The sequence below is a fragment of the Limosilactobacillus reuteri subsp. simiae genome (genome assembly GCF_020784875.1).
GTDB lineage: Bacteria > Bacillota > Bacilli > Lactobacillales > Lactobacillaceae > Limosilactobacillus > Limosilactobacillus reuteri_H.
Genome location: NZ_JAJGUI010000112.1, coordinates 233,029 through 257,692 on the forward strand (window position 1 = coordinate 233,029; position 24,664 = coordinate 257,692).

General features: G+C 37.6%; 19 protein-coding genes. 14 read left to right on the top strand and 5 right to left on the bottom strand.

What is annotated here, in order from left to right; all coding sequences use genetic code 11:
* Nucleotides 1-55 precede the first annotated feature (55 nt).
* The 3 genes from LMC10_RS09270 (at nucleotide 56) to LMC10_RS09280 (ending at nucleotide 3,096) form a co-directional block, all read left to right on the top strand.
* Complete coding sequence (locus LMC10_RS09270) at nucleotides 56-598, top strand: NADPH-dependent FMN reductase (protein WP_065867140.1); 543 nt, start codon at nucleotides 56-58, stop codon at nucleotides 596-598.
* 218 nt (nucleotides 599-816) lie between these two features.
* Nucleotides 817-1,989, top strand: coding sequence for an iron-containing alcohol dehydrogenase (locus LMC10_RS09275; RefSeq protein WP_229269640.1), 1,173 nt, complete (start codon nucleotides 817-819; stop codon nucleotides 1,987-1,989).
* Between the two features lie 243 nt (nucleotides 1,990-2,232).
* Nucleotides 2,233-3,096 (top strand): GRP family sugar transporter, encoded by an 864-nt coding sequence (locus LMC10_RS09280; protein WP_172467919.1) that lies wholly within the window; start codon nucleotides 2,233-2,235, stop codon nucleotides 3,094-3,096.
* A gap of 114 nt (nucleotides 3,097-3,210) precedes the next feature.
* Here LMC10_RS09280 and LMC10_RS09285 read toward each other — a convergent pair whose 3' ends face one another.
* Nucleotides 3,211-3,987, bottom strand: coding sequence for a VOC family protein (locus LMC10_RS09285; RefSeq protein ID WP_035156678.1), 777 nt, complete (start codon nucleotides 3,985-3,987; stop codon nucleotides 3,211-3,213).
* Between the two features lies 1 nt (nucleotide 3,988).
* On the bottom strand, nucleotides 3,989-4,801 hold the full coding sequence (locus tag LMC10_RS09290) for a pyrroline-5-carboxylate reductase family protein (protein WP_035156675.1): 813 nt from the start codon (nucleotides 4,799-4,801) through the stop codon (nucleotides 3,989-3,991).
* A gap of 300 nt (nucleotides 4,802-5,101) precedes the next feature.
* Here LMC10_RS09290 and LMC10_RS09295 point away from each other — a divergent pair, with 300 nt between their 5' ends.
* From LMC10_RS09295 to LMC10_RS09330, 8 genes are all read left to right on the top strand, one after another.
* Nucleotides 5,102-6,475, top strand: a complete 1,374-nt coding sequence (locus tag LMC10_RS09295; protein ID WP_229269641.1) for an NAD-dependent succinate-semialdehyde dehydrogenase — start codon at nucleotides 5,102-5,104, stop codon at nucleotides 6,473-6,475.
* A 175-nt stretch (nucleotides 6,476-6,650) separates the two neighbouring features.
* Nucleotides 6,651-7,733: an efflux RND transporter periplasmic adaptor subunit gene (locus tag LMC10_RS09300; protein WP_229269642.1), complete on the top strand. Its 1,083-nt coding sequence runs from the start codon at nucleotides 6,651-6,653 to the stop codon at nucleotides 7,731-7,733.
* 1 nt (nucleotide 7,734) lies between these two features.
* On the top strand, nucleotides 7,735-8,433 hold the full coding sequence (locus LMC10_RS09305) for an ABC transporter ATP-binding protein (RefSeq protein ID WP_229269643.1): 699 nt from the start codon (nucleotides 7,735-7,737) through the stop codon (nucleotides 8,431-8,433).
* Nucleotides 8,420-9,655 (top strand): ABC transporter permease, encoded by a 1,236-nt coding sequence (locus LMC10_RS09310; protein ID WP_229269644.1) that lies wholly within the window; start codon nucleotides 8,420-8,422, stop codon nucleotides 9,653-9,655. Before LMC10_RS09305 ends, LMC10_RS09310 begins: the two co-directional genes overlap by 14 nt.
* Before the next feature lie 139 nt (nucleotides 9,656-9,794).
* Nucleotides 9,795-10,457, top strand: a complete 663-nt coding sequence (locus tag LMC10_RS09315) for a hypothetical protein (protein WP_229269645.1) — start codon at nucleotides 9,795-9,797, stop codon at nucleotides 10,455-10,457.
* A gap of 188 nt (nucleotides 10,458-10,645) precedes the next feature.
* Complete coding sequence (locus LMC10_RS09320; RefSeq protein ID WP_229269646.1) at nucleotides 10,646-12,040, top strand: L,D-transpeptidase family protein; 1,395 nt, start codon at nucleotides 10,646-10,648, stop codon at nucleotides 12,038-12,040.
* A gap of 289 nt (nucleotides 12,041-12,329) precedes the next feature.
* Nucleotides 12,330-13,634: a GHKL domain-containing protein gene (locus LMC10_RS09325; RefSeq protein WP_229269647.1), complete on the top strand. Its 1,305-nt coding sequence runs from the start codon at nucleotides 12,330-12,332 to the stop codon at nucleotides 13,632-13,634.
* Nucleotides 13,635-13,641: 7 nt separating this feature from the next.
* A complete protein-coding gene (locus LMC10_RS09330) occupies nucleotides 13,642-14,400 on the top strand; it encodes a LytR/AlgR family response regulator transcription factor (RefSeq protein ID WP_229269648.1) in 759 nt (252 codons plus the stop codon).
* Between the two features lie 687 nt (nucleotides 14,401-15,087).
* Here LMC10_RS09330 and LMC10_RS09335 read toward each other — a convergent pair.
* The 3 genes from LMC10_RS09335 to LMC10_RS09345 form a co-directional block, all read right to left on the bottom strand.
* The gene (locus LMC10_RS09335; protein ID WP_019252088.1) at nucleotides 15,088-15,516 is read right to left on the bottom strand and encodes an OsmC family protein; all 429 of its coding nucleotides are present in this window, start codon (nucleotides 15,514-15,516) and stop codon (nucleotides 15,088-15,090) included.
* 67 nt (nucleotides 15,517-15,583) lie between these two features.
* Nucleotides 15,584-16,579: an NAD(P)-dependent oxidoreductase gene (locus tag LMC10_RS09340; RefSeq protein ID WP_229269649.1), complete on the bottom strand. Its 996-nt coding sequence runs from the start codon at nucleotides 16,577-16,579 to the stop codon at nucleotides 15,584-15,586.
* A 1-nt stretch (nucleotide 16,580) separates the two neighbouring features.
* Nucleotides 16,581-17,768 carry an aminotransferase class I/II-fold pyridoxal phosphate-dependent enzyme gene (locus LMC10_RS09345; protein ID WP_229269650.1) on the bottom strand — a complete coding sequence of 396 codons (1,188 nt, stop codon included), beginning with the start codon at nucleotides 17,766-17,768 and terminating at the stop codon, nucleotides 16,581-16,583.
* A gap of 504 nt (nucleotides 17,769-18,272) precedes the next feature.
* On the opposite strand from LMC10_RS09345, the gene LMC10_RS09350 reads away from it, so the two are divergent.
* The 3 genes from LMC10_RS09350 (at nucleotide 18,273) to LMC10_RS09360 (ending at nucleotide 24,596) form a co-directional block, all read left to right on the top strand.
* The gene (locus LMC10_RS09350) at nucleotides 18,273-18,494 is read left to right on the top strand and encodes a hypothetical protein (protein WP_003669553.1); all 222 of its coding nucleotides are present in this window, start codon (nucleotides 18,273-18,275) and stop codon (nucleotides 18,492-18,494) included.
* 117 nt (nucleotides 18,495-18,611) lie between these two features.
* A complete protein-coding gene (locus tag LMC10_RS09355; RefSeq protein WP_324294044.1) occupies nucleotides 18,612-20,849 on the top strand; it encodes an ATP-dependent Clp protease ATP-binding subunit in 2,238 nt (745 codons plus the stop codon).
* An 891-nt stretch (nucleotides 20,850-21,740) separates the two neighbouring features.
* The gene (locus LMC10_RS09360; protein ID WP_229269651.1) at nucleotides 21,741-24,596 is read left to right on the top strand and encodes a hypothetical protein; all 2,856 of its coding nucleotides are present in this window, start codon (nucleotides 21,741-21,743) and stop codon (nucleotides 24,594-24,596) included.
* Nucleotides 24,597-24,664: the final 68 nt, after the last annotated feature.

Genomic DNA, 24,664 nt, shown 5'->3' on the forward strand with positions numbered 1-24,664 from the left:
TTTTTCTTTTAACTTTTCAAAAAAGCTATTAAAATGAAGATATTAAAAGGAGGCAATGATAATGAAAAAAGTTGGGATTATTGTCGGCAGCGTTCGTCCAAATCGGCGGAGCATGCAAGTAGCAAACTGGTTAAAAGTTCAATTAAAGAAAAGTACAAAGGTGCAATTTGACATCATCGACCTAAAAGAAGTTAATTTACCGATGATGGATGAACCTAAAATTCCTTATTTGGGTTTATATGTTCACGAAAAAACGCGTAAATGGAGTGAGTTAGTACAAAGCTATGATGGTTTTGTGTTTGTTTTTCCGCAATACAATTGGGGCTATCCAGCAGTTTTGAAGAATGCCATTGACTACTTAGGGAAAGAATGGCAAGGAAAGCCAGTTAGTTTAGTAACATTCGGTGGACATGGCGGCTCGCAAGCACAAATTGCAATGAAATTGGTTGTAACCGGCTTAAAGATGGCGGCTCTTCCTGTTGATTTACAAATTAACTTGATGCCGGATGATTCAACTGCGACTGCTGATCGGAAGTTGAATACTTATAATACGCAAGCAGCGTTATTAATGACTGCTTTTGAAAATGAGTTAAGCTAGCTTGTGATTAAAGTAGCAAATTATTGTGGGACATTAATATAAAATTGGTTCAATTTGTGAATATTATGACAAGCATCGTGATATTGTAGCGGATTAGGCAAGATTATTATTACAAATTGGGCGATAATGAATAAAAAATCAAAATGTTTCTATTGCAAAAATAAAACGCTTGCATGATAATGGAATCGTATTCAAATGCCATGAGGAGGGTATTTTTAATGAATAGACAATTTGATTTCTTAGTGCCAAGTGTGAACTTCTTTGGTCCTGGTGTTATTGCTAAAATTGGTGATCGTGCAAAGATGCTCAATATGCACAAACCATTGATTGTTACTACTGAAGGTTTGTCCAAGATTGACAATGGTCCTGTAAAGCAAACTATTGCTTCCTTGGAAAAGGCTGGCGTTGACTATGCCGTATTTACTGGCGCTGAACCTAACCCTAAGATCCGGAACGTTCAAGCTGGTAAAAAGATGTACCAAGATGAAAACTGTGACTCAATTATCACTGTTGGTGGGGGTTCTGCTCACGACTGTGGTAAGGGTATCGGTATTGTTTTGACTAACGGTGATGATATTTCCAAGCTTGCCGGAATTGAAACATTGAAGAATCCACTTCCACCATTGATGGCTGTTAACACTACTGCCGGAACTGGTTCTGAATTAACTCGTCACGCTGTTATTACTAACGAAAAGACTCATTTGAAGTTTGTTGTTGTTTCATGGCGTAACATTCCATTGGTATCATTCAACGATCCAATGTTGATGCTTGATATTCCAAAGAACATTACTGCTGCTACTGGTTGTGACGCGTTTGTTCAAGCTATTGAACCATACGTTTCTGTTGACCATAACCCAATTACTGATAGTCAATGTAAAGAAGCTATTCAATTAATTCAAACTGCTTTACCAGAAGTAGTTGCTAATGGTCACAATATTGAAGCACGGACTAAGATGGTTGAAGCTGAAATGCTTGCCGGAATGGCTTTCAATAATGCCAACTTAGGTTATGTTCACGCAATGGCTCACCAACTCGGTGGTCAATATGATGCTCCTCATGGTGTTTGCTGTGCCTTGCTCTTGACCACTGTTGAAGAATATAACTTAATCGCATGTCCAGAACGGTTTGCTGAATTGGCTAAGGTAATGGGCTTTGACACTACTGGCCTTACTCTTTACGAAGCAGCACAAAAATCAATTGACGGTATGCGTGAAATGTGCCGGCTTGTTGGTATTCCATCATCAATCAAGGAAATCGGTGCTAAGCCAGAAGACTTTGAAATGATGGCTAAGAATGCCCTCAAGGATGGTAATGCCTTCTCTAACCCACGTAAGGGTACTGTTGAAGACATTGTAAAGCTTTATCAAAAGGCTTACGATGGCATCTACTAATAATTAAATAAACACAAAGAGGCTGGAAATCAGCTCAGTCTCTTTACTGTTTTACGTATTAAACTGCCAGCCAACCTTACGGAGGTGGGACTATGAACTAGCCAAGCTAATTCTGTCCCCCTCTTTTTTTGTCTACTTTTAATTCTTAATATTTTGAATTTTTTTCACAAAGTTACTTGCAAGCGTATTCTTTTGAAACTATAATAAAAATTATTCTAAGAGAGAATAAGAGGAAAAGAGAAAATGATATATTTACTTGCTTTAATTCCAGCAATTGGTTGGGGTGCGATGCCATTAATTACTGGTAAAATTGGTGGTTCACCAGTTAATCAAATGTTTGGAATCGGTGCTGGAGCTTCAATTGTGGGAATTATTGCATGTTTGATAACAAAACCAACCGTCAGTGTAACTGCTTTTTGGTTCTCGCTAGCGATCGGTTGTTTATGGACAATTGGACAGGTTGGTCAGTTCATCTCGTTTAAACATATGGGAGTTTCAAATACGATGCCCCTTTCTTCAGCATTTGTGTTAGTTATGACGTCGTTTGTCGGCATCTTTTTCTTTGATGAATGGCAAGGAGCCAGAGCATTAAGTATTGGGTTGACAGCGTGTGTAGTTGTAATTATTGGGGCTGTTTTAACCTCGATTTCGGACGGAACATCGGATAAAAAGGTTTCGACTAAGTGGGTATTATTTTTATTAGTAACAACAATTGGTTACTGTGCTTATTCGATTTTTCCTAAAATGCCACAGGTTGCTCATGAAAGTAGTCAGGGTATTTTCCTACCAGAAGTATTAGGAATTTTACTTGGTTCAGTAATTTATACTATTTGTTCGGGTAACGCTAAAGCATTTAAGCAAAAAGAACAATACTTAAATATTTTAGGAGGACTTTCATGGGGGATTGGTAACTTTGCCTATGTTTTTGTTGGTAAAGCTCTTGGAGTAGTGACTGCTTCAATTTTTGGTCAAATGAATGTTATTATTTCAACATTTGGTGGTATCCTACTTTTGCATGAAACCAAGACCAAGCGAGAAATGATATATACAGTAGTTGGAATTATCCTAATTGTAATTGGTAGTATTTTAACAGTAATTGCTAATTAATTATTGAAGATTTTAGGTAATATCAATAAATGAGAGAGGAAACGCGCAAAATCAGCTTTTTAACCGATTTTACGCGTTTTTTTAGTCTTATATTATTTCCCAGGTTATATTGTGCTATTTCTTATCAAGTAGATCAAACCTAATTTGTCCAAGTTGGAGTTTTTCAGGTTGCTTTGCGCCGTGAAAGATAAGTTTAAATAATCGGTTTTCAACGCCAGCCGTGAAGACAAGTTGCTTATTTCCAATATTGATTGTATAGGTATCACCCTCGCTCACTACTTCTGCTTGTAAGAGGGCTGACCATTGCTTAGCTGCTTCTTCTGGGTCGCTAACATTAAAGATAGCTTGTTTAACAAAGAGGTCGCCAGCTGGGTGGAATTTGATTAATCCCTGTTTCTTTAGGTCTTCGCGACGTTTATCATCATCTTCACTCCATTGAATAAAGAATGGGGCAGGCAAATGATTAACAAGTTCGTCATCAACATAGAAAATCTTCCATTGAATGAGTTTGCCAGCAGGATCAACCCGTTTTCCATCAGTAATATCACCGACATTAAGGCCCAGTCCCTTTAGTCGTCGGTGGGTTTCTTCGATGTTATCAGTCCGAATGGCAATTGTTGTGATTCGCTGAATACCAGCAAAATAATCCTCAACAGCATCATGAATTGCTGAGTTGTTTTCATATGGAAATGCCTTAGCTTTTTCCTTATTGGCAACTGTTAAGAGTTCAATATAGTTAAGTCCAAAATAATCTAGTGCGTTTTTGGTTCCCCAATATTCATGATGACCACCAGGGGTAAAGGCTAAACCTTTAGAGTTGAAATAATCAATTGCATCTTGCAGATTAGTTACATCGACCATTGTATGATCCCAATTTAATGTTTCTGTCATTTTAATCACCCTTATTCTGTTTGCCTAATTCCTTTGTTCGTTTAACAGCAGCAAGGACAGCATTTTCGATTCCGGCTGAAAAAGAGCTTTTGTCTAACTCGTGCTGAGCTGTGATACCCACTCCGCCAGCAGAATTATTAATATCAAGTAATTCGGCAGGGTGTTTACCACTTTGTTCTACAAATGCAGCGGCTGCGCGTAAATTTTCAAGAGCAAGTTTGTTTGCTTGTTGGCGAGGCATTCCGGCAAGCACGCCTGCGTTTGTAAAACTAATTAGAAAGTTATAGATATAGTTTGGCCCGGCCACGCCATATCCAGTAAATACATCTAGCAAGGATTCATCAATGTAATCGACTTTTCCAAAACTATTTAGAAATTCTTCAATGACAGTTTGATTAGCTCGATCGTTTTTAACGACGCCGCTATAACCCATGGCAACGTCAGTCAAGGTATTGGGGATAATCCGTGTAATTGCAAAAAGATCTTCCTGTGATGAAAGTTGCGCAACTGTTACGCCAGCAATAATTGAAAGTACGTCCTTTTGGTAGTGATGGGCGACAAGTTCTTTCATAATCTCTTGCCAATTATCTTGTGGACGCACTCCTAGGATAACAAGATCAGCATTCTCAACAGCAGTCCAATCAGGTTGTTGACTTGCTTGAATATGATAAGTATCTGTTAAATAATTAACTCGATCTACCGAAATATCCGTTACGCCGGTTGTTTCAGGAGTGATTACTCCCTTCTTTAAGGCAGCCCGCAACATTGCTTCCACCATTTGACCACCACCAAATGAGTAAATCTTAAGTGTCATTGAAACATCATCCTTTCTATATGTACCTAGTTCAATCGTAGCGTATTTCAAACTAAGACGCTAATTTAAACACTTCTTTCAAAAAAATAAATTCACAAATTGGTATACTTGAAATTAAATTAACAAGAAAACGTTTCCTGTATAATTAAATTATTAGTTAGAGGTAGAATAAAAGAGCTTTTATTTGTTAAAAAACAAACTTTTCAATATAAGGTAATTTGATTTTGATGGAGTAATATTAGTTGAATTGGTCTATTAAACAGTTGTAAAATGTAAGCGTTTATTTAAGGAGGAACCATAATGGCATATCAAAGTATCAATCCATTTACGAACCAAGTAGAAAAAACGTTTGAAAATACAACTGATGAAGAATTAGAACAAACATTGACTACGGCGCATCAATTATATTTAGATTGGCGGAAATATAATGACCTTGAAGAACGGAAACGTCAAATTTTAAAGTTAGGTCAAATATTACGTGAACGGCGTGTTGAATATGCGACAGTTATGAGTAAGGAAATGGGAAAACTAATTAGCGAAGCAGAAGGCGAAGTTGACCTTTGTGCTTCTTTCTGTGATTATTATGCAGCCCATGCAGATGAATTTATGCAACCAAAAATTATTGCGACGACAAGTGGACGCGCCAAAGTTTTGAAGCAATCATTAGGAATTTTAGTTGCGGTTGAACCTTGGAATTTCCCATTCTATCAAATTGCCCGGGTATTTATTCCTAACTTTATTGTAGGAAACCCCATGATTTTGAAGGATGCATCGAATTGTCCAGCATCAGCCCAAGCGTTTGCCGATGCCGTTAAGGAAGCTGGTGCGCCAGCTGGCAGTTTAACTAATTTGTTCCTTTCATATGACCAAGTAAATAAGGCAATTGCTGATAAGCGGGTAGCTGGCGTTTGTCTTACTGGTTCTGAACGCGGCGGTGCAACCGTTGCTAAAGAGGCTGGGGCTAATTTGAAGAAGAGTACTTTGGAACTTGGTGGTAATGATGCCTTTATTATCTTAGATGATGCAGATTGGGACCTTGTTGAAAAAGTTGCCCCGGCAGCCCGTCTGTATAATGCCGGACAAGTATGTACATCATCAAAACGTTTTATTGTACTTGAAAAGGATTATGATCGTTTCTTAAAGATGATGAAAGATGCGTTTTCTAAGGTTAAAATGGGTGATCCGCTTGATCCATTGACAACTCTTGCTCCACTATCTTCTAAGAAGGCTAAGGAGAAGCTCCAAAAACAAGTAGATACAGCTGTAGAAAACGGAGCCAAAGTTTACTATGGTAATAAGCCGGTAGATATGGAAGGACAATTCTTTATGCCAACGATCTTAACTGATATCACGCCAGATAACCCAATATTTGATACGGAAATGTTTGGGCCAGTAGCTTCAGTTTATAAGGTTAGTTCCGAAGAGGAGGCAATCGAATTGGCTAATAATTCAAGCTATGGGTTAGGAAACACTATCTTTAGCAATGATTCCGAACATGCAGAACGAGTAGCAGCGAAGATCGAAACTGGAATGAGTTGGATTAATGCGGGCTGGGCTTCATTACCAGAATTACCATTTGGCGGTGTTAAGAATTCAGGTTACGGTCGTGAACTCAGCAGTTACGGAATTGATGAATTTACTAACAAACATCTAATTTACGAAGCACGACAATAAAATTTAATTAAACGACGCAAATAAAGGGATCGCAAGTTTGGATTGCGGTCCCTTTAGTATTACCTGGGAAATTATTAAATTCTTTTCAATACAATCTTGCAATATCGTCTCACTGCTTATATACTTAGTTACACAAGTGATTAACTATAAAATTGCTATTTGGAGGAACGTTCATATGACTGCGAAAAGAAACAGCCATCATAAATCTCGATTACGACAATTATTTGCAACACGTCGACGTCGGTGGATTGGCATCGGTGGCCTAATTGTAATTATAATTTTTGTATTAGTTTCAATTCGACATGCAAGTGAGGAAAAAGCAACAGAAAAAAATGAATATAATATTCTACGGGTTACTGAGCAATCAGATTTTAATCTGACAGGAAAGATTGAACCAGTCCAGACGCAAACATTAACCTTGCCATCTGGTAACCTACAAAATCTTAATGTGAAAAACGGGGATCACGTTGCGCAAGGAGAAGCGATTTTGACCATGCATAATGATAGTACACAAGATAGTGTTACTGAACTGCAGGGAGATCTTAGTAAAAGTCAACGAACGATGAATGCCCAACAACAGACGATTAATAATTTACGCCAACAGTTGAATGGGATGGGGCAAGGTGATGAAGGGTACAATGACCTGCGCAATCAGCTTACCGAAGCGCAAAATGCATATGCAGACGCACAAGCAAGTGTTGCTGCCACTCAACAACGGCTTAACACCGCTTCAAGCAAGGTTAATCAAACATTAACAGCACCTTTTGCTGGTTATGTTACGGTTGACCAATCAAAGCAAAATGCTCCTGTAATTACTCTTTACTCAGATACGCTTCAATTTGTCGGTCAAGTTTCGGAATATGATTATAGTAAACTTCATCAAAGTGCTGATCTAAAGGTGAAGGCCCTAGCAACGAACCGGACTGCTAATACTCAGGTAAGTTATCTTTCAACAATTCCAACTAAAAATAGTGGAAATAATACCAAATATGAAGTAACTGCTAATGTTAGTGCTAATAAATTTATGGCTGGGCAAACAGCAAAAGCTTCTATTAAACAAGATGGGGTTCAAATTCCCAAATCGGCAGTTCGTCATGGGAAGGTATTTGTTGTTGATTCAGATAATCGAGTTCGCGAGACAGATGTTAGTGGCCGGGCAGTCAACAGCTCTTATATTGTGACAGACGGTGTTGATGCTGGTGATCGGATTGTGACTAACCCTAACAGTAAGTTGAAAAATAATGCAAAGGTTGATTAATATGATCAAGCTAAAGAACATTAATAAATATTACCGTCAAGGTAGCCAACGTTTTCATGTTCTCCATGATATTAATGTTGACATTGAGCAAGGAGAATTAGTAGCAATTATCGGTGAATCTGGGTCAGGAAAATCAACCTTGATTAATATTGTGGGCTTTCTTGATGATGATTTTGAGGGGACATACTTCTACCAAAATCACCCAATCCATGATTGTTCGCGAAAGCAATTTTCAAATTTACGAAATCAAAATGTCGGTTTCGTTTTTCAAAATTTCAAACTGCTACGTGGATCAACTGTTGCAGATAATGTTGGATTACCCTTGCTATATGCAGGAAAACGACGCCGTGAAATTGGCGAACGTGTTTCTGAAGTCTTAGAGCAAGTTGGTTTAGCCGGATATGAAAGTCAATTTCCTAAAAATATGTCTGGTGGACAACAACAAAGAGTATCTATTGCCCGGGCAATATCAACGAACCCGAAATTTTTAATTGCTGACGAACCAACGGGAGCACTCGATACGGAAACAAGCCAAGAAATTATGAATCTTTTTAAGCGATTGAATCATGAAGAAGGCACAACGATTATTATGGTTACCCATGATCCCCATGTCGCTGAACAATGTGACCGAGTAATTAAAATTATTGATGGTCGAATTGTAAGTGACAGTAAAGGCGGTGAATATCATGCAGACAATTGAGTTGATCAAATCAGCTATCCAGTCATTAAAGGCGAATAAAAAGCGGAGTTTCCTAACGATTATTGGAATTATGATTGGTATTGCTGCGGTTATTGCTATCCTTGGAATTGGGGACGGGATTACGAAAACGATGTATGATAAGTTCGGTAATAATGCTAAGCAGGGCCAGCAAACGACCGAGATCGTCTACAATCCTGATAATATTAATTCGACCGTCAATGGTTTCACTCAGGAACAAATTGCTGATATTAATACTCAATTTGGTGGTGAAATTAAAAAGGCTGAGATTGAGCAGGAATCAGATAATCTGTCAACGCATGCAGATATTGGTGATGCAACTAAATCAGTGACATTAAGCTTATTAAAGGAACCAACCCATACGGTAAAACTTATTGCGGGTCACAACTTTAGTAAACGAACTTTTGAACTAGGGGAAGCTAATGTCCTAATGAGTGAAAAAGTAGCTAAACGACAATATGGTTCAGCACAAAATGCGCTTGGCACAACTGTAACAGTTAATAATGTGACATATAAAGTAACAGGTGTATACAAAACACAGGCACAATTCACTGATGATGGGAACCAAAACTCATATGGGGTTGATCTATTACTACCGAAAAAAGTTTACTATCAAGGAGATAGTGCTAAAGAAGGAAATACGCTTAAATTAACCTTTAGCCAGGGTGTAAATGCCAGTGCTATTTCCCGCAGAGTCGCAAAGTACTTAAAAAATAATAGTTCAGCAGCGACTCAAGGAACCTATCAGTACCTAGACATGGAAAAAGCCCTTAAGCAATTCTCTTCTCAAATGAGTATTATTACTACTTTCATTAGTTTTATTGCGGCGATTTCTCTTTTCATTGCCGGAATTGGGGTAATGAACATGATGTATATTTCAGTTTCTGAGCGGACACAAGAAATCGGAATTCGCTTAGCTGTGGGGGCCACACCATTTAACATCATGATGCAATTCTTAGTGGAAGCAGTAATTCTTACCATGACAGGTGGATTATTAGGCTTTTTAGGCGGCGCAGGATTGGCGCACTTACTAGCACCGCTTTTATCAAGTGCGATTGGTGGTGGCGGCATTCATATTCACGCCCATATTTCGCTTAATGCTTTCTTGTTGGCATTTGGAACATCGGCAGCTGTTGGTTTGATTTTTGGAATCTTGCCAGCACGCCAAGCAGCTAATAAGAATTTGATCGATATCTTGAGATAAGAAAATCCTCAGTTTTTTGCTGAGGATTTTTTACGAATTCTGCAGAAAACACTACGAATCCTGCAAAATGTAAAAAATATCAAATTATCGAGTATAATAAAAAGATAAATTAAAGTGAAATATTAGGAGATAGGAAAAGATGAGTAAAAATAGGGGTAAATTAACGGTTATTTCATTGCTAGTTGTAATTATTGTGGTATGTGGAGGATACATGTTACTACACCCATCTTCATCAAAGAAAGTTGCTAGTGAAAAAGCTACTAAGACTGAGACAATTACAAGTAGCAGTTCATCTAAAAAACATAAAGCAGCCAAAGAAGATAGTTCAGATAAAGTTAAGGACGATGATTCTGATGATACGTCTTCAGTAGCTGATACCAATGATAGTGAGGCAACTTCTGCATCTGCCGCAGTAAGCAGTGGTAATCAAACAGCCCAACCTGCACAAAATCAAAATACAACTCAAGCAACGGCGGTAAGTAATTCTAATCAAACTGCTAGTCCTAAAGCTGCCACGAATAACTATAAGGGAAATCGCAGTGTCGCCAACACAAATAACCGGCGGACAGTAAGTCGAAAGACAACCCAAACTGCATCAACTCAACAACCTGTAACAGTGGAAGATGGGATGAACTTTAGCTACCGGGCTGCGCAAAAAGCTGGTGTGATTGATAATAATACATCTGTTGAAGAGTTTTACAAAAATGCCAAGGAAGGTAATGGTTCTGTAACCTACAACGGTCAAACTATTTACTACAAAGCTAAGGGTAATAATCAATATCAAGTTACAACCGCTAAATAGTTTGGCTACTAAAAAGTGTCCGGTATTTTTGCCAGACGCTTTTTTAGTAAAAATACTATGAAAAATGTAAAATATACTAATTGTTTACGCTTTAGTATATAATGAATGAGCGTAATGAATATGTTTACTGAGTGATCATTCAGTATAGAAATTATACTTAAAGATTTGGATGTTATTGGAGTACTTTTATGCAAAAACTATCTATTAAACAACTAATAATAATCACATTGTGCTTATTAGTGCTGGTGGTTGGCTGCATGACTATTCACCAGCGTCGTCATTTTAATAAGAACGTTAAGATTGATAATGTGTCGGTTGGTGGATTGACTGCTAAGCAAGCATTAAAGAAGTTACAAGATAATCCACAATCACCAAAAATTTATGTTAACAATGAATTAGTATTTAAGGATAAGCAATCAGTAGCAAAGTTTAGTAGTGCTGACGAACAAAAAATTAAAAATGCATTACATAGTCAGTATACTTTCTTCCCATCATCTAAGGCAAAGAACATTGCGATTAAGCCTCAAAGCATTAATCAAGATGAAGTATCAAAGATTGATCAAGCAGTCAGTCAAAAGGTAACAGAATTAAATAATGGTCGAAAAGCTCCTGTTGATGCTTACGCTGTATACGAAAATGACCGAGTACAGGTAAAACCAGCAGTTGGTGGGACTCAATATAGTTTGGATGGTTTGCATGATAAAGTTGAAAATGAAATTGCTGGGGGAACAGTTCACCTGAAGCCAAAATATACGACTCCACTTTCTGCAAATAGTAAAACTGTTCAGAATGAAAAAGCAAAGCTCGAAGAATTATCAAAACGATCTGTAACATACCAAGTACAAAACAAAAAGTATCAATTAAATTGTGGTGAGATTATTACCAGAGCAACATATCAAAATGGAAAATATCACTTTGACACTGGAGCAGCTAATTCAAAGATTGATGAAATTAATAATACCCAAGCAACTCTTGGCAAATCATTTGAATTCAAAACACATGATGGATCAGTGATCAAAACAACAGATGCTGGTTCATATGGTTGGAAGATCAGTAAGAAACAAGCTGGAAAGACTCTTACGAATGCATTGGTTGCAAATAAGCAAACAGTAAACGCCAAAAATGATATCTATGGTAAAGGTTATAATCAACAAGGAACTGGGTATAATACTACAAGCAACAATGGTATAGGGGACACTTACGCCGAAGTTTCACTAGCCGACCAACATGCCTGGTTTTATAAAGATGGTAAGTGTGTTCTTAGTACTGATATTGTTAGTGGGACGAATAATAAAGGAAATGAGACGCCAAAAGGTGTCTGGTATATCATGTACCAGCAAACACCGTCTGTTCTTCGAGGACTTAACGATGATGGTTCAAAATATGCAAGTAAGGTCCAATATTGGTCACCGTTTACTGATAGTGGATGTGGATTTCATGATGCAAGCTGGCGTCACGATTGGTCAAAACAGGCTTATCTTGCTAAAGGCGGTGGATCGCATGGTTGTATTAACATGCATCCAGATGTTGCCGGCCAAGCCTTTCACGACTTACAGAAAAATGAGCCTGTGATTATCTACTAAAGGAGAATTTATTATGCGCCCAAGTGCTGAACGCTCAATAATGATTGCGGTTGTTTGTTTTATATTAACAATTATTATTTCATTCGCCTTGTCTGAGGGATGGATAAAGTAGGGATTTAACGATGGACTTAGAAAAGAAGAAAAATTTGGTAATTATTAATCTATTTTATGTTGGATTAATTTTGATTTACTGCATCTTGCATGCAGGACCACTGAATTTAATGGTGTTTTTGGGTATGTTAGTGGTTGCAAATTTAATGGGGATGTTAATTAAATAATGGTTTAGAAAATGATTGATTTAACTTTACCACAAGCATTCGTTTCGGACTTTTTAAATATTTTTGAACTAATTATTATTTATAGGTTAGTAACGGGTTATTTGAACAGGAAAATTATTTTGATTGATTTCCTTGCAAGTTTAGTTATTGTTTGCGTTCCTTTTCTAGAAACTTCATTAAGATTTCCATTAATAATGATATATTTATGGCTGTTTGATAGGAAACATGATCGTCCGCAAATTATACATGATAATATTATTGCTATGTGTACGATAATTGTAATGGTTTCACTTATTGATTTAGGTGATCATTATATGTATGAAATTTTTTTGGAAGGTAGAAAGAATATTTCGTTATTAGGATGGATATTACCAATTACAGATCTTATCATCACTGTTATAGTAGGAATCTTGATAATACTTTTTATTGCTCCCAAAGTTCGTGAAGTTAGTATACAAATTTTGAATCCCGTTCCACTTTGGAAATTAGTCGGGGTATTCTTTATTTTATATTTTCTTCTTAATGTTGTTGCCGAAAGAGAAGGAATAGCAAATAATTATGCTCCATTACTTTTGCTAGTATCTTTAACGATTATTTTGATAGGTGGGAGTAGTTTATTTAGCATAATTAGAAGCTCTATTCAGATTCAGAATCAACAGCGGTTAATTGATATCTATAAGTTGCAAATTTTAAGCGCACATGAAGTAAATAAACAATATGACCAAATTCGGCGTGAACGCCATGATACGCGTAACATGCTACTTAGTATTCAAGGATATATTCGTGATCATAAAGATAAGGAAGCGGCGGAGTTATTATCAACATTTCTTCAAAATGATATAGCAGAAAAGCATTATAATGAAATTGATAATGCCCTAGATAAAATTAAAATTTCAGGATTACATAATCTTATTAAGGAAAAGGCTTATAAAATAGTAGAAAAAGGTATTCCATTTTCATTTGAAGTTAATGCTGAGATCGACGAGTTGCCGGGTTCAGAAATAAAAACTGCTAGAATTATCGGAATTTTAATGGATAATGCAATTGAAGCAACCTTCAAACAAGCTAAACCATATATCCAGTTTGCGTTGCTTAAGCACAGCTCAGAAGTTTATGAATTGGTAATTGCTAATTCGATTGAGCAAAAACTTAATATTAATACTGCACTAAAATTTGAACATTCGACTAAAGAAGGACATCAAGGGATTGGTCTTTCAAATGTGACACAGTTGGTAGAAAATGATGACCATTATTCTTTTTCAGCGGAAGTTAAAGATAAGGTAATTATTATGACTTGTTTTATTCAGGGAAAGTGAGAATAAAATGTTAAAAGTAATTATTTTAGAAAATGATGATTATCAAGCTGATTATATAGAGCGCCTAGTTTCTCAGCGAAAATTGATTAATCCAACTCCACGTAGTTATGATATGAAAATCTACTTACGAACGAGTGATCCTCAGGAGGTAATTGACAAGATTACAGATGAGGAATATTTAGCGGTCTTAGATATTGAATTAGATAGTCAACTTAGTGGAATAGATGTTGCTGAGCAGATTCGAAAAAAGGCCGAATTTGCCGAAATTATCTTTGTAACTGCTTATCAAGAATATTTACCTTATACTGTTTCACGACGAATAGAGCCATTTGACTATATATCAAAAAATAATCAAATTGAATCTGTTAAGGATCGACTTCGAACAGATATCGATGAAGCATATATTCGCTATCAAAATTATGTAAATGCTAATTCAAAACACCAAGAAAAATTTGCTTATGAACCAATCCATGGTGTAAAACGTCAAGTTAATTTTGATGATCTTTATTATATCGAATCAGTTAAAAATGCTAATCGACGGCTACGAATTGTTGGAAAGAATATGCGGATTGAATATCATGGTGAACTAGGAAAAATAGTAGATGATCGGTTATTTCGAGTAAATCAAAGTACGTTGATTAATCCTTTATCCATACAAAGATTTGATAAAAAAGAAAGAATAATATATTTTGATAGTAATGAAGTGAAAGTTACAGTAAGTTATCGGAAATTAAAGTTACTGACTAACTTTCTGGAAAATAAATAGGAGTGTCTTAGGCTGTGATGCTTAGGATACTCCTATTTTAATTTTATTTTTTAATGGTTAAGCTACTAAATAATGCATAGACTGAATAGATTAGAAAGGCACCGCTAACCAAAAAATCAATAGATGAGATAGGAAAAAGGAAAGAGATAAACCACAGAATAATAGTAAAGACTCCAAAATAAAAATCTAGGCTTCGATAGTATTTCCTGTTGAATTTATAAGACATTAATATCACTCCTTTTACTCTTTCATCTCTTTATTCCGATTTAATTATAATCCTAATGTTATCATTTTTGACATTTTGCAAAGTTCGTTTAATTTTTTGCAGAATTCGTTAATCTTTATTTATATAACTTACGAATTCTGCAAAAAAACCGACAGATTTTGCAGAATGAACCAAATAAGATTTTATCTTTTATACTAACAATATAAAGAACATTAACTTAATAGAAAGATGGTGTCGGCAATGAAAGTAAAGTTTAACCGTAAGTTTTATACTGATCCTAGTTTTTATATCTATTTTATTGTTACATTCTTTTGGATTTTAGATATTCCGGATGCAAGCGATGTTTATGAAAAAAGTATCTGTATTGTTTTTACAGTTATTGGAATTTTTGCTACTATCAAGATTTTATTTAAAAAGTAAATGGCTGGGAAGAATTTTTTTCTCCTCAGCCATTTTTTCAACTAATCAACTTTTACAAATCCATCTTGAACAAATTTCGTTCCGTAGGTCAGAGTGTTCTCCACGGGACACTTTGCGGCAACGTCAGCGAGAAACTTCTTAATGTCTTCATCAGACTCGTTGCTGCGAAGGTGTGGTTGGTAACGGATTTCAGTAAACTTACGAACATTCTTGCCATCAGCAACGTCTTCACGACCAAGATCACCCTCGATTGTTACCCAAAAAGCTCGTAAATCAAAGTTACGCTTTTTAGCTAATGCTTGGGCAGTGATTGCTTGGCAGGCACCAAATGATGCAAGGAGAATTTCTACTGGATTCATCCCCGTATTAGTACTTTCTGGTTCATCAAATGTAATTTCAAAACCACGGGTACCTGCTGAAACCTGCATCCCCGTTGTTGTCTTAGTTGCTGTTACTTTATATTTACTCATAACCGTTCCCTCCTTTAATACCCATAGTGTAATCGAGACGATACTTTTGGTCAATGAGGGTGCTCAATTATAAGGTGATTTCATGTGGTGATTTTTCGCTATTAAGGATTGTCATCACATCATCAAGTGAAATATCCACCATGTTTTTGACTGCTAAATTAGTAAAGAAAGCAATGTGGGGAGTAATAATGACATTATCCATTTCATGTAATTCTTTAACAAGGGGCTGATCATCAAGTCCTTTTTCTCGGCGGTCCGCAGCTGCAACTGTTTCTTCACCTTCAAAGGTATCGAGGGCGGCCACGGCGATTTCACCAGCTTTTAATGCTGTGACGAGGTCAGCTGTATTAACGACTGGACCACGACTAGCATTGACCAAACCAGCAGTTGTTTTCATCATTGCAAAGTCGTTAGCGGTCAGCAAACCTTTAGAAGTTGGGTTTAGATCAACGTGGAGACTAACAACATCGGCTTGCTTTAGTAATTCTTCTTTAGAAACGAACTGGACAATTCCATCGAGGTCAGTGCGCGGATTCGTGTCATAACCAAGAACAGTGGCACCGAGGGCATTGAGAAGTTTAGCAAGTGTTCCGCCGATACGCCCGACCCCAATAATTCCAATCCTTGCCGTGTGAATTTCGATTGACTGTTCATCGCTAAACCAGCGGAAGTCATTTTCGGCGACTTGGTGGTCAAAGCGGTAAGTTTTCCGAAGTAACCGGAAAATCTGCATTAATGCAAACTCGGCGACACTCCGCGGTGAATATGCTGGTACATTGGTTACGACTAAGCCATTTTCGTTAGCCTTTTTGATGTCGACCATGTCAAAACCAGCTGTCCGCGTTGCAATCTGTTTGAGCCCATTGGTATGGAGCTTTTCATAAATATCAGCCGGAACTTTACTGCGTTGCTGAATCACGAGTCCATCAACATCGGCCGTTAATTCAACAGCATCGTCAATCAATTTCGGCGTTGTGATGATTTCGATATTATGTTCTTTCGCGTATTCGTTAATGGCGGTTTGTTCATCGTCCCGCACACTAGTCATCAAGATTTTCGTCATGCTAATCCTCCTTATTAATGAAGGCCGCAATGTTATCAAGAGCTCCGGTTAGATTTTCCATACTGGTGGCGTAACTAATTCGAACATATCCTTGGCCGCCAGCTCCAAAGAAGGAACCAGGAATCACAGCAACTTTTCCTTCATTAGCAAGATCTGTCGCAAATTTAAGGTCATCATTACCATATTGTTCAGGAATCTTAGCAAAAACGTAGAAGGCTCCTCGAGGATTAATCAGCTCGAATCCTAATTTTTGGAGGCTATCAACAACAAAGTCTCGTCGTTGCTCATAGGCATCTTTCATTTCTTGAGTAGCTGCTTTTCCTTCGTCAGTACCAAATGCGGCGACTGCAGCGGCCATTGCTGGATTAGAAGCAGCGGTTACTAACATTGCGTGAATGGCACTGACCGATTTCATCAATTCTTGCGGCCCAGCGATAAAACCAATGCGGTAACCAGTCATTGCGTGTGATTTTGAGGCACCATTTAAAATTAGCGTTTGTTCGGGGATGTAATTAGCGATTGAAGTATGAGTAGCTCCGTAAACAAGTTCAGAGTAAATTTCATCTGCAATTACAATCAGGTTAGTTGATTTAATCGTATCGGCTAGTGCTTTAATTTGATCTTGGGTGTAAGTAACACCAGTTGGGTTGGAGGGGTAGTTAAGAACTAGTCCCTTTGCATTAGGATGTTCTTCTAGTACGCTTTGGAGTCTTGCGGGTGTGAGAACAAAATCATCGCCGCTTGTATCAACTTCAATCGGAATCCCACCAAGAATCTTTGTAACAGCCATGTAGAAGGGGAAAGTTGGGGTTGGAATGATAATTTCGTCGCCAGGATTAATAATAGTAGAAAGAGAAGCGAAAATTCCTTCTGTTGCGCCAACTGTAACAGCAATTTCGTTTTTTGGATCGTATTCCAGTTTGTAACGATCTTGCATGAAGTGAGCGATTGCTTGACGAAGTGCGAAAGTCCCATTTCCCGGAGCATAGTGTGAATCATTGGCATTGATGCTATCGATTGCGGCCTGCTTCATTGCGGCTGGCACATTAAAGTCTGGTTCACCTAATGTTAGTTTAATGATGCCAGGGATTGCGCTGACTTGATAGTCAAATTCGCGGATCCCACCAGGAGTGAGTTTAGCGAAATTATTGTTAAGACGATTGAGAATTTCTTTTTTAGTAGTTGGCATGATAAATTCCTCCTATATAATATGTAGATTTAGAAAAAAGAAGCCCTGAATGCTATAGGAAAAACATCCAGGGCTTCTTGATCAGATTGGAATGAGTATAAAAGAGGCTCTCGGATGTTTGGGGGTCATCCGGGAACATCACAATGATAAAATCACTGCTGGTTAGCGGACGGTAATCGCGCTAAACCAGAAGACATACGCTTGATTCAAGTGAATTGTCGCAGAGCTCATCATTGTGTCCTCCTTTTGATTAACTGATTATTAATTATTCTAATTGTTTTTTAATCTTTGTCAAGGGTTGATTAAGAAAAAATATTAATTACAAAATTATTTATTGATGACAAATGTAAATATAATGAAATGCGAAAATGTTTGTGATTATTAGTTCGCCTTTAATTTAATATTAAATTTATATTCTACAATTTTTTTTATTTTTTTGTGTCTTTTTTGTTGTCTTACTCCACAAATGTGATATAATATTAATCGTAAAGGAAGTGGGTAGCAATGCGGATCGACATCAAACATTATTTGGAAGTTAACCACTTGACCATTTATCAAGTTTCCAAGCGTTCCGGTTACGGCTACACGACTTTACACAAATCGTTTAACAAACCACAGTCTAGTTCGACCTCGCTTAACCTGCGTGATCTTGATGCCTTGGCTCGTGCTCAGGACAAGAGTATGTGGGAGGTCCTTAAAGAACTAGAAGAGCATTACCTCGAATGAGATTGTGGCTTTGCTGTAGCCACAGGAAGTTAAATGCGTTAACTTTTAACTTCTAGAATACTTAGACTACGAAACTTAGAAAATAAAATATTATATTTAATTGAGGAGGGATTGCATATGGCTCAAAACCCAATGAATCCATTTGACAACGACATGAATGACATCTTTAATCAATTAATGGGTGGCATGAATGGTTTCAATTCTGATAATCGGCGTTACCTAATCAATGGTCGTGAAGTAACACCAGAAGAATTTGCTGAATATCGTAGAACTGGTCAATTGCCAGGCGGTGCAAATCCTCAACAAGGTGGGCAACCTGGCCCTCAACCTAATGCAGGTAAGGACAGTATCTTACACAAGTTAGGTCGAAACTTAACTCAAGAAGCTCGTGAACATGAACTTGATCCTGTTATTGGTCGGAACAAGGAAATCCAAGAAACAGCTGAAATTTTAAGCCGGCGGACAAAGAACAACCCTGTATTAGTTGGGGATGCTGGTGTTGGTAAGACTGCTGTTGTTGAAGGTTTAGCACAAGCAATTGTTTCCGGCGATGTACCAGCTGCTATCAAGGACAAGGAAATTATCAGTATCGATATTTCTGGCCTTGAAGCAGGTACTCAATATCGTGGTAGTTTTGAAGAAAACATGCAAAAGTTGGTTGATGAAGTCAAGAAGGCTGGAAATATCATCCTCTTCTTCGATGAAATTCACCAAATTATTGGTGCCGGTTCAACTGGTGATTCTAGTGGTTCTAAGGGTATGTCTGACATTATTAAGCCAGCATTATCCCGTGGTGAACTAACGGTTATCGGTGCAACTACTCAAGATGAATATCGGAACACTATTATGAAGGATGCTGCATTAGCACGGCGGTTCAATTCTGTTACTGTTAATGCTCCAAGCAAGGCTGATACAGTGGCCATCCTTAAAGGTATCCGTGACTTGTACGAACGTCACCACAATGTAAAGTTACCAGATGACGTTCTCCAAGCTGCTGTTGATTACTCTGTTCAATACATGCCACAACGTGCATTACCTGACAAGGCTATCGACTTAATCGATATGACCGCTGCTCACTTAGCAGCAAAGCACCCAGCACGTGATGCTAAGGCAATTGAAAAAGATATCGAAGCAGAAGAAAAGAAGCAAAAAGCGGCTGCTAAGAAAGAAGATTACAAGGCTGCCCAAGATGCAAAGGAAAAGATTGCTGACTTGAAGAAGCAATTGAGTGAAAACTCTGAATCTGAAAAGGTTACTGCTACTCCAGAAGACGTTGCTAAGGCTGTAGAACAAATGACTGGTATTCCTGTTTCTAAGATTGGTGCTAGTGACGTTGAACGCTTAAAGGACATGGACAAGCGGCTTGAAGGCAAGGTTATTGGCCAAGACAAAGCTGTTGAAGCAGTTGCTCGTGCTATTCGTCGTAACCGTGCTGGATTTGACGAAGGCGATTCACCAATTGGTAGTTTCCTCTTTGTTGGACCTACTGGTGTTGGTAAGACTGAACTTGCTAAGCAACTAGCCCTTGATATGTTTGGTAGCAAGGATGACATTATTCGGTTAGATATGTCTGAATACTCTGACCGGACAGCCGTATCTAAGATGATCGGTGCTACTGCTGGTTATGTTGGTTACGAAGACAACGGTAATACCTTGACTGAAAAGGTTCGTCGTCACCCTTATTCAATTATTCTTCTTGATGAAATTGAAAAGGCAAACCCACAAGTTATCACCCTCTTGCTTCAAGTACTTGATGACGGTCGGTTAACTGATGGACAAGGTAATACTATTGACTTTAAGAATACTGTTATCATTGCTACATCAAATGCCGGCTACTCCAACGATGCTCCAGTTAAGATGGGCCGGAACGAAGATGAAGAAGACTTAATCAAGAAGTTGACTACTTACTTCCGTCCTGAATTCTTGAACCGGTTCAACGCTATTGTTGAATTCCACAGCTTGACTAAGGAAGACTTGAAGCAAATCGTTGACTTAATGCTTGCTGAAGTTAACCGGACATTAGCTAAGAAGGGCATGAATGTTAAGGTTACTGATACTGCAAAGCAATACCTTATTGATGAAGGTTACGATGAAGCCATGGGTGCTCGTCCTCTTCGTCGGGTTATCGAACGTGAAATCCGTGATAAGGTAACTGATTACTACCTTGACCACCTCGATGCAAAGAACCTTGTTGCTGAAATGAAGGATGGCCAACTTGTAATTGTTGACGCTAAGGACGCCTCAAAAGACGATAGTAAAGAATATACTTCACCATCTGAAAAGAAGGATGAAGAAAAAGACGATAAGAAGGAAGAAGACAAGAAGTCTGACGAAGATAAGAAAGACGAAAAGTAATTTTCCTTTAATGTAGAAAAAGACATAGGATGACTCTGAAATGAGTTAACCTATGTCTTTTTTTGTTTTAAATAATAAACATTATTAATGATCTAGGCAATCACTATGGAGGATAAAAACTAATTAGGATAGTTGAAAATTGATGGTAAGATCTGATTTTATGCATAAAATTATTGGGATTAAGGTTAAAGCGAATTGCCTAAAAATATCGAAAAAATAGACAAAAATAAGTGAAAAATAGTCTGTTTTGGTGATTGGCTTATCAATCCATTTATTCAGACGACAAATATATTAGCAAATTATGATTAGTTAAATAATCAATAGACCACAAGTGCTATTATATCAACGTTTGTTCGAATTACCAGCTGTTAAATAAGGGCTGAATAGTGATTGTTTATTACCTCACTTTATCTGTATCATCTTTTCACAATTGTCTCTCAATGAGACGTTTAGACAAAAATGAAACGGGGATAATTTACTGATTTTAGTGTAAAGATAAATTCGTTTAGTAACTTATAATTATCGTGGGAACAGGTTTGAAAAAATTTAAATTTTTTGAGGGCTTTTTAAAATAGTTTTAAACAATAAAAATGAAATATTGATACATACTATTTGCTAATTGCTTGATTAGTAATTAAACGTTGATATAAAGGGGTTTTAACCACAGCTATAAAAATATTCGTCTGATTAATGAATGGCTATTTCGCTAATAAGGAAAGCAACTTAACAGGTGAATAGTTAAAACGCCAAAAGGATCTTTTCGAAAATTGTCTCTCTTGTAATCCCTAAAAACCTTGATATAGTAGGAACTGTTAAGTCATTAAGCAATAAACCTTGCATGAATAATTTATTTTCTTTTGAATATTTTTTCATAAACGGGGGTTTATTAAAATGAGAAATTCGAATACAAATAATTGGCGTTCAACTGCTTTGATTGCGGGGGCAATCTTGACAGCAGGTGTCGTTACCACCACTTCAACGACAGATGTACACGCTGATAATAGTCAAAACAATGCACAAGTAAGTAATGACCAAGTTACTTATAACCAAGTTCGAGCAACTGCTGATCAGCAACTTGCACAATTGCAATCAGCTAATGATAGTAAAGAAGCTCAACAAGCTACGGCCAATGAGCAATCAAATGCTGCGGATCTTGCACAAATCAACGCACAAATTGATCAATTAAAAGCTAGTCATGCTGCTCTAGAACAAGAACAAGCCGGTGCTATTGCACAAGCACAAGCTTCTACTGCTGCTTCTATTGAAGCACAAACTTCAGCTGCTAATGCTGAATACCAACAACAAATTAACGCACAACAACAAAACGAAGCCACTCAACGTGCAGCAAATGATCAACAGTACGCACAAGCTGTTAGTCAAGCTGCTGAAAATCAACAAGCTATTGCTGATATCAATGCACAATATCAACAAGCTTTAAGTGATGCAGCTAATACGCAGACAAGCCAAGCACAGGCTGCTGTCAATAATTACAACTCAGCTGTTGCTAAGGAAAATGATGCTTACCAAGGTAAGCTATCTGCTCAACAAGCAACTAATGCAGAAAATGTTAAAAATGCTGAAGCATCTCTTGCAACCGCAACTGCTAATGCTAACAAGTCTTATGAAGTCGCAACTACTAATGACGTTGCTGTTACTGGCCGAGTTGCTAAACCACAAACAGATGTTAAAGTTCCTGATTATGTAGCAAAATACGGAATTCATCTAGAAGTTCGTGGCTACAATGGTGCTATTCCTGTATCTGATTATACCTATCCTGAATTTGCTAATACTTACTATGGTGAATATCCTGATAGTGCAGTAATTACGAACAAGGCTGCTGACTCAACTCCACATGATATTTCAGAGATGCCATTAGATTTCCAACCAGGTCTATTAAGTTACGATGCTAAAAATGATCATTCAGAAAAAGTTTCTGCTGATGGATTAACAGCTGCCCAAGTTCAGGTATTACGAGCATTAGCTCTTTCATGGGAAAATGGATTCCGTAACAATGTTTTCCAAAACTACCGTGAATTTTACAATGCGGTTAATAAGAACGATGGCTTTGTGAACGTTGCTCCAGTTGATTTAGTAAGCACTGACTTTGCTGATAACATTGCTAACCAAGTTGTTGCTAACCGGACAAAGTACAATGTTGATAATAATAGTCATACTGTTATCAGCAGTGGAATGCCTACTGAAGCAACTTATAGTAGCATTATTAATAATGCTACCCAAAACTTGCAAAAGAGTTTAACAAGTGAATTTAATAGTAAGACAGTTTACACTGACGTTAATGAAAACTTAACTACTATGCAAGCTGGAACGCCAACTCTTTTAAATTACGCTATTAATCTCTACAACTCAATGCAGGGTATGTACTATGGTGAATTGGTAAACCCAACACACATCGGTGGACATGCAGTCAATCTTCTTCGTGCTGGTGTTCGCACTGTGGGAATTGGCTTCCAAAAGCTAACTGATGAAATGACTGCTAAGAATGGTTCAGGTGTTTCTGATCGCAAGAACCCATCATATGCTGTAACATTTGATCATGTCGGATTTAACATTGATCACGATGCTAACTTAACTAAAGAAGTTCAAAATCGTAATGTATGGGGAACTTCAACTGTAGATGCACAATTAAATGCTATTAAGACTGCTCAATATCATGTTAATAAAGTACCAGGGACAAAGACAGTTACGCCAACTGCTACTGATGTGCAAAAAGCTACTGCTAGCGAACAACAAAAATTAGCTGATGTTAAGGCACAAGCACAACAATCTCTTGATGCATTAACTAGTGCCCACCAAGCTAACTTAAATAAGCTTGAACAACAATATAATGATGCGAAGGCTCAAGTAAAAGCTAACTATGATGCTGCAGTTACTAAGGCAGCTAGTGTTCGTGATGCTGCTCTTAAGGCTACTGGAGCTGTTGACCTTCAAGCTTACAAGGCTCAATTAGACAGTGCCTACCAAAACTTAGTAAAGGCTGATCAAGTAGCCGCACAAAAGCTTGCTGCTGATCGTGACGCTAAGATCGCTAATATCAAGAAAACTGAAAATGCAAAACTTGATGCTAAGATTAACGAACTTGTTCCAAGCATTGACCCACAAATCAAGCAATTGCAAGATCAACACCAAGCAGTTATTGCCCATGGTGATGCTGTTCTTGCTGAATTAAAGGCTGAAAACAAGGCTGCTTATAACAAACTTGCTGAACAATTCAACGTTCAATTAGCAGCTATTCAACAACGTGAAGATGCTAAGAGAGCTAATGAAGTTCGGTTAGCAAATAATACTGTTGTTCTTCCTACAGCAGTGAAAGCAACTAATGACGGCAATGTTGATACTGTTGCTTTCCCAACGGTTACAAACCGTCTACAAGCTGAAACTACTGGACGCGTTCAACCAATTTCAGCACCATCGATTGTAAAGACAGCTACGCAAACGCCAATTGCAGTTGCACCAGTTGTAACACAAACAGCTGCAGTTGCTGCTACTACAAATAATGGTACACAAACACCGGTTGCTTCTACTGCTGATAATAAAGCCACTAAAGCAGACAACAATGAGAAGTCAGTTGTAAAAGCTGATACTGTTGCTAAGAAGCAAGCACCTGCTAAGAAGAGTGAATCATCACAAAAGGTAGATCGATCTTCTATGTCAATTGTTGCTTTAGCTGCCACTGCATTACTTGGTACACTTGGTATCACTTACAGCTCAAAGAAGCGCCACAACTAATCCAAAACGGTTAATAAATACAAAAAGAGGCTGGGAACTCCCCAACCTCTTTGTTGTTTTAAACTGTC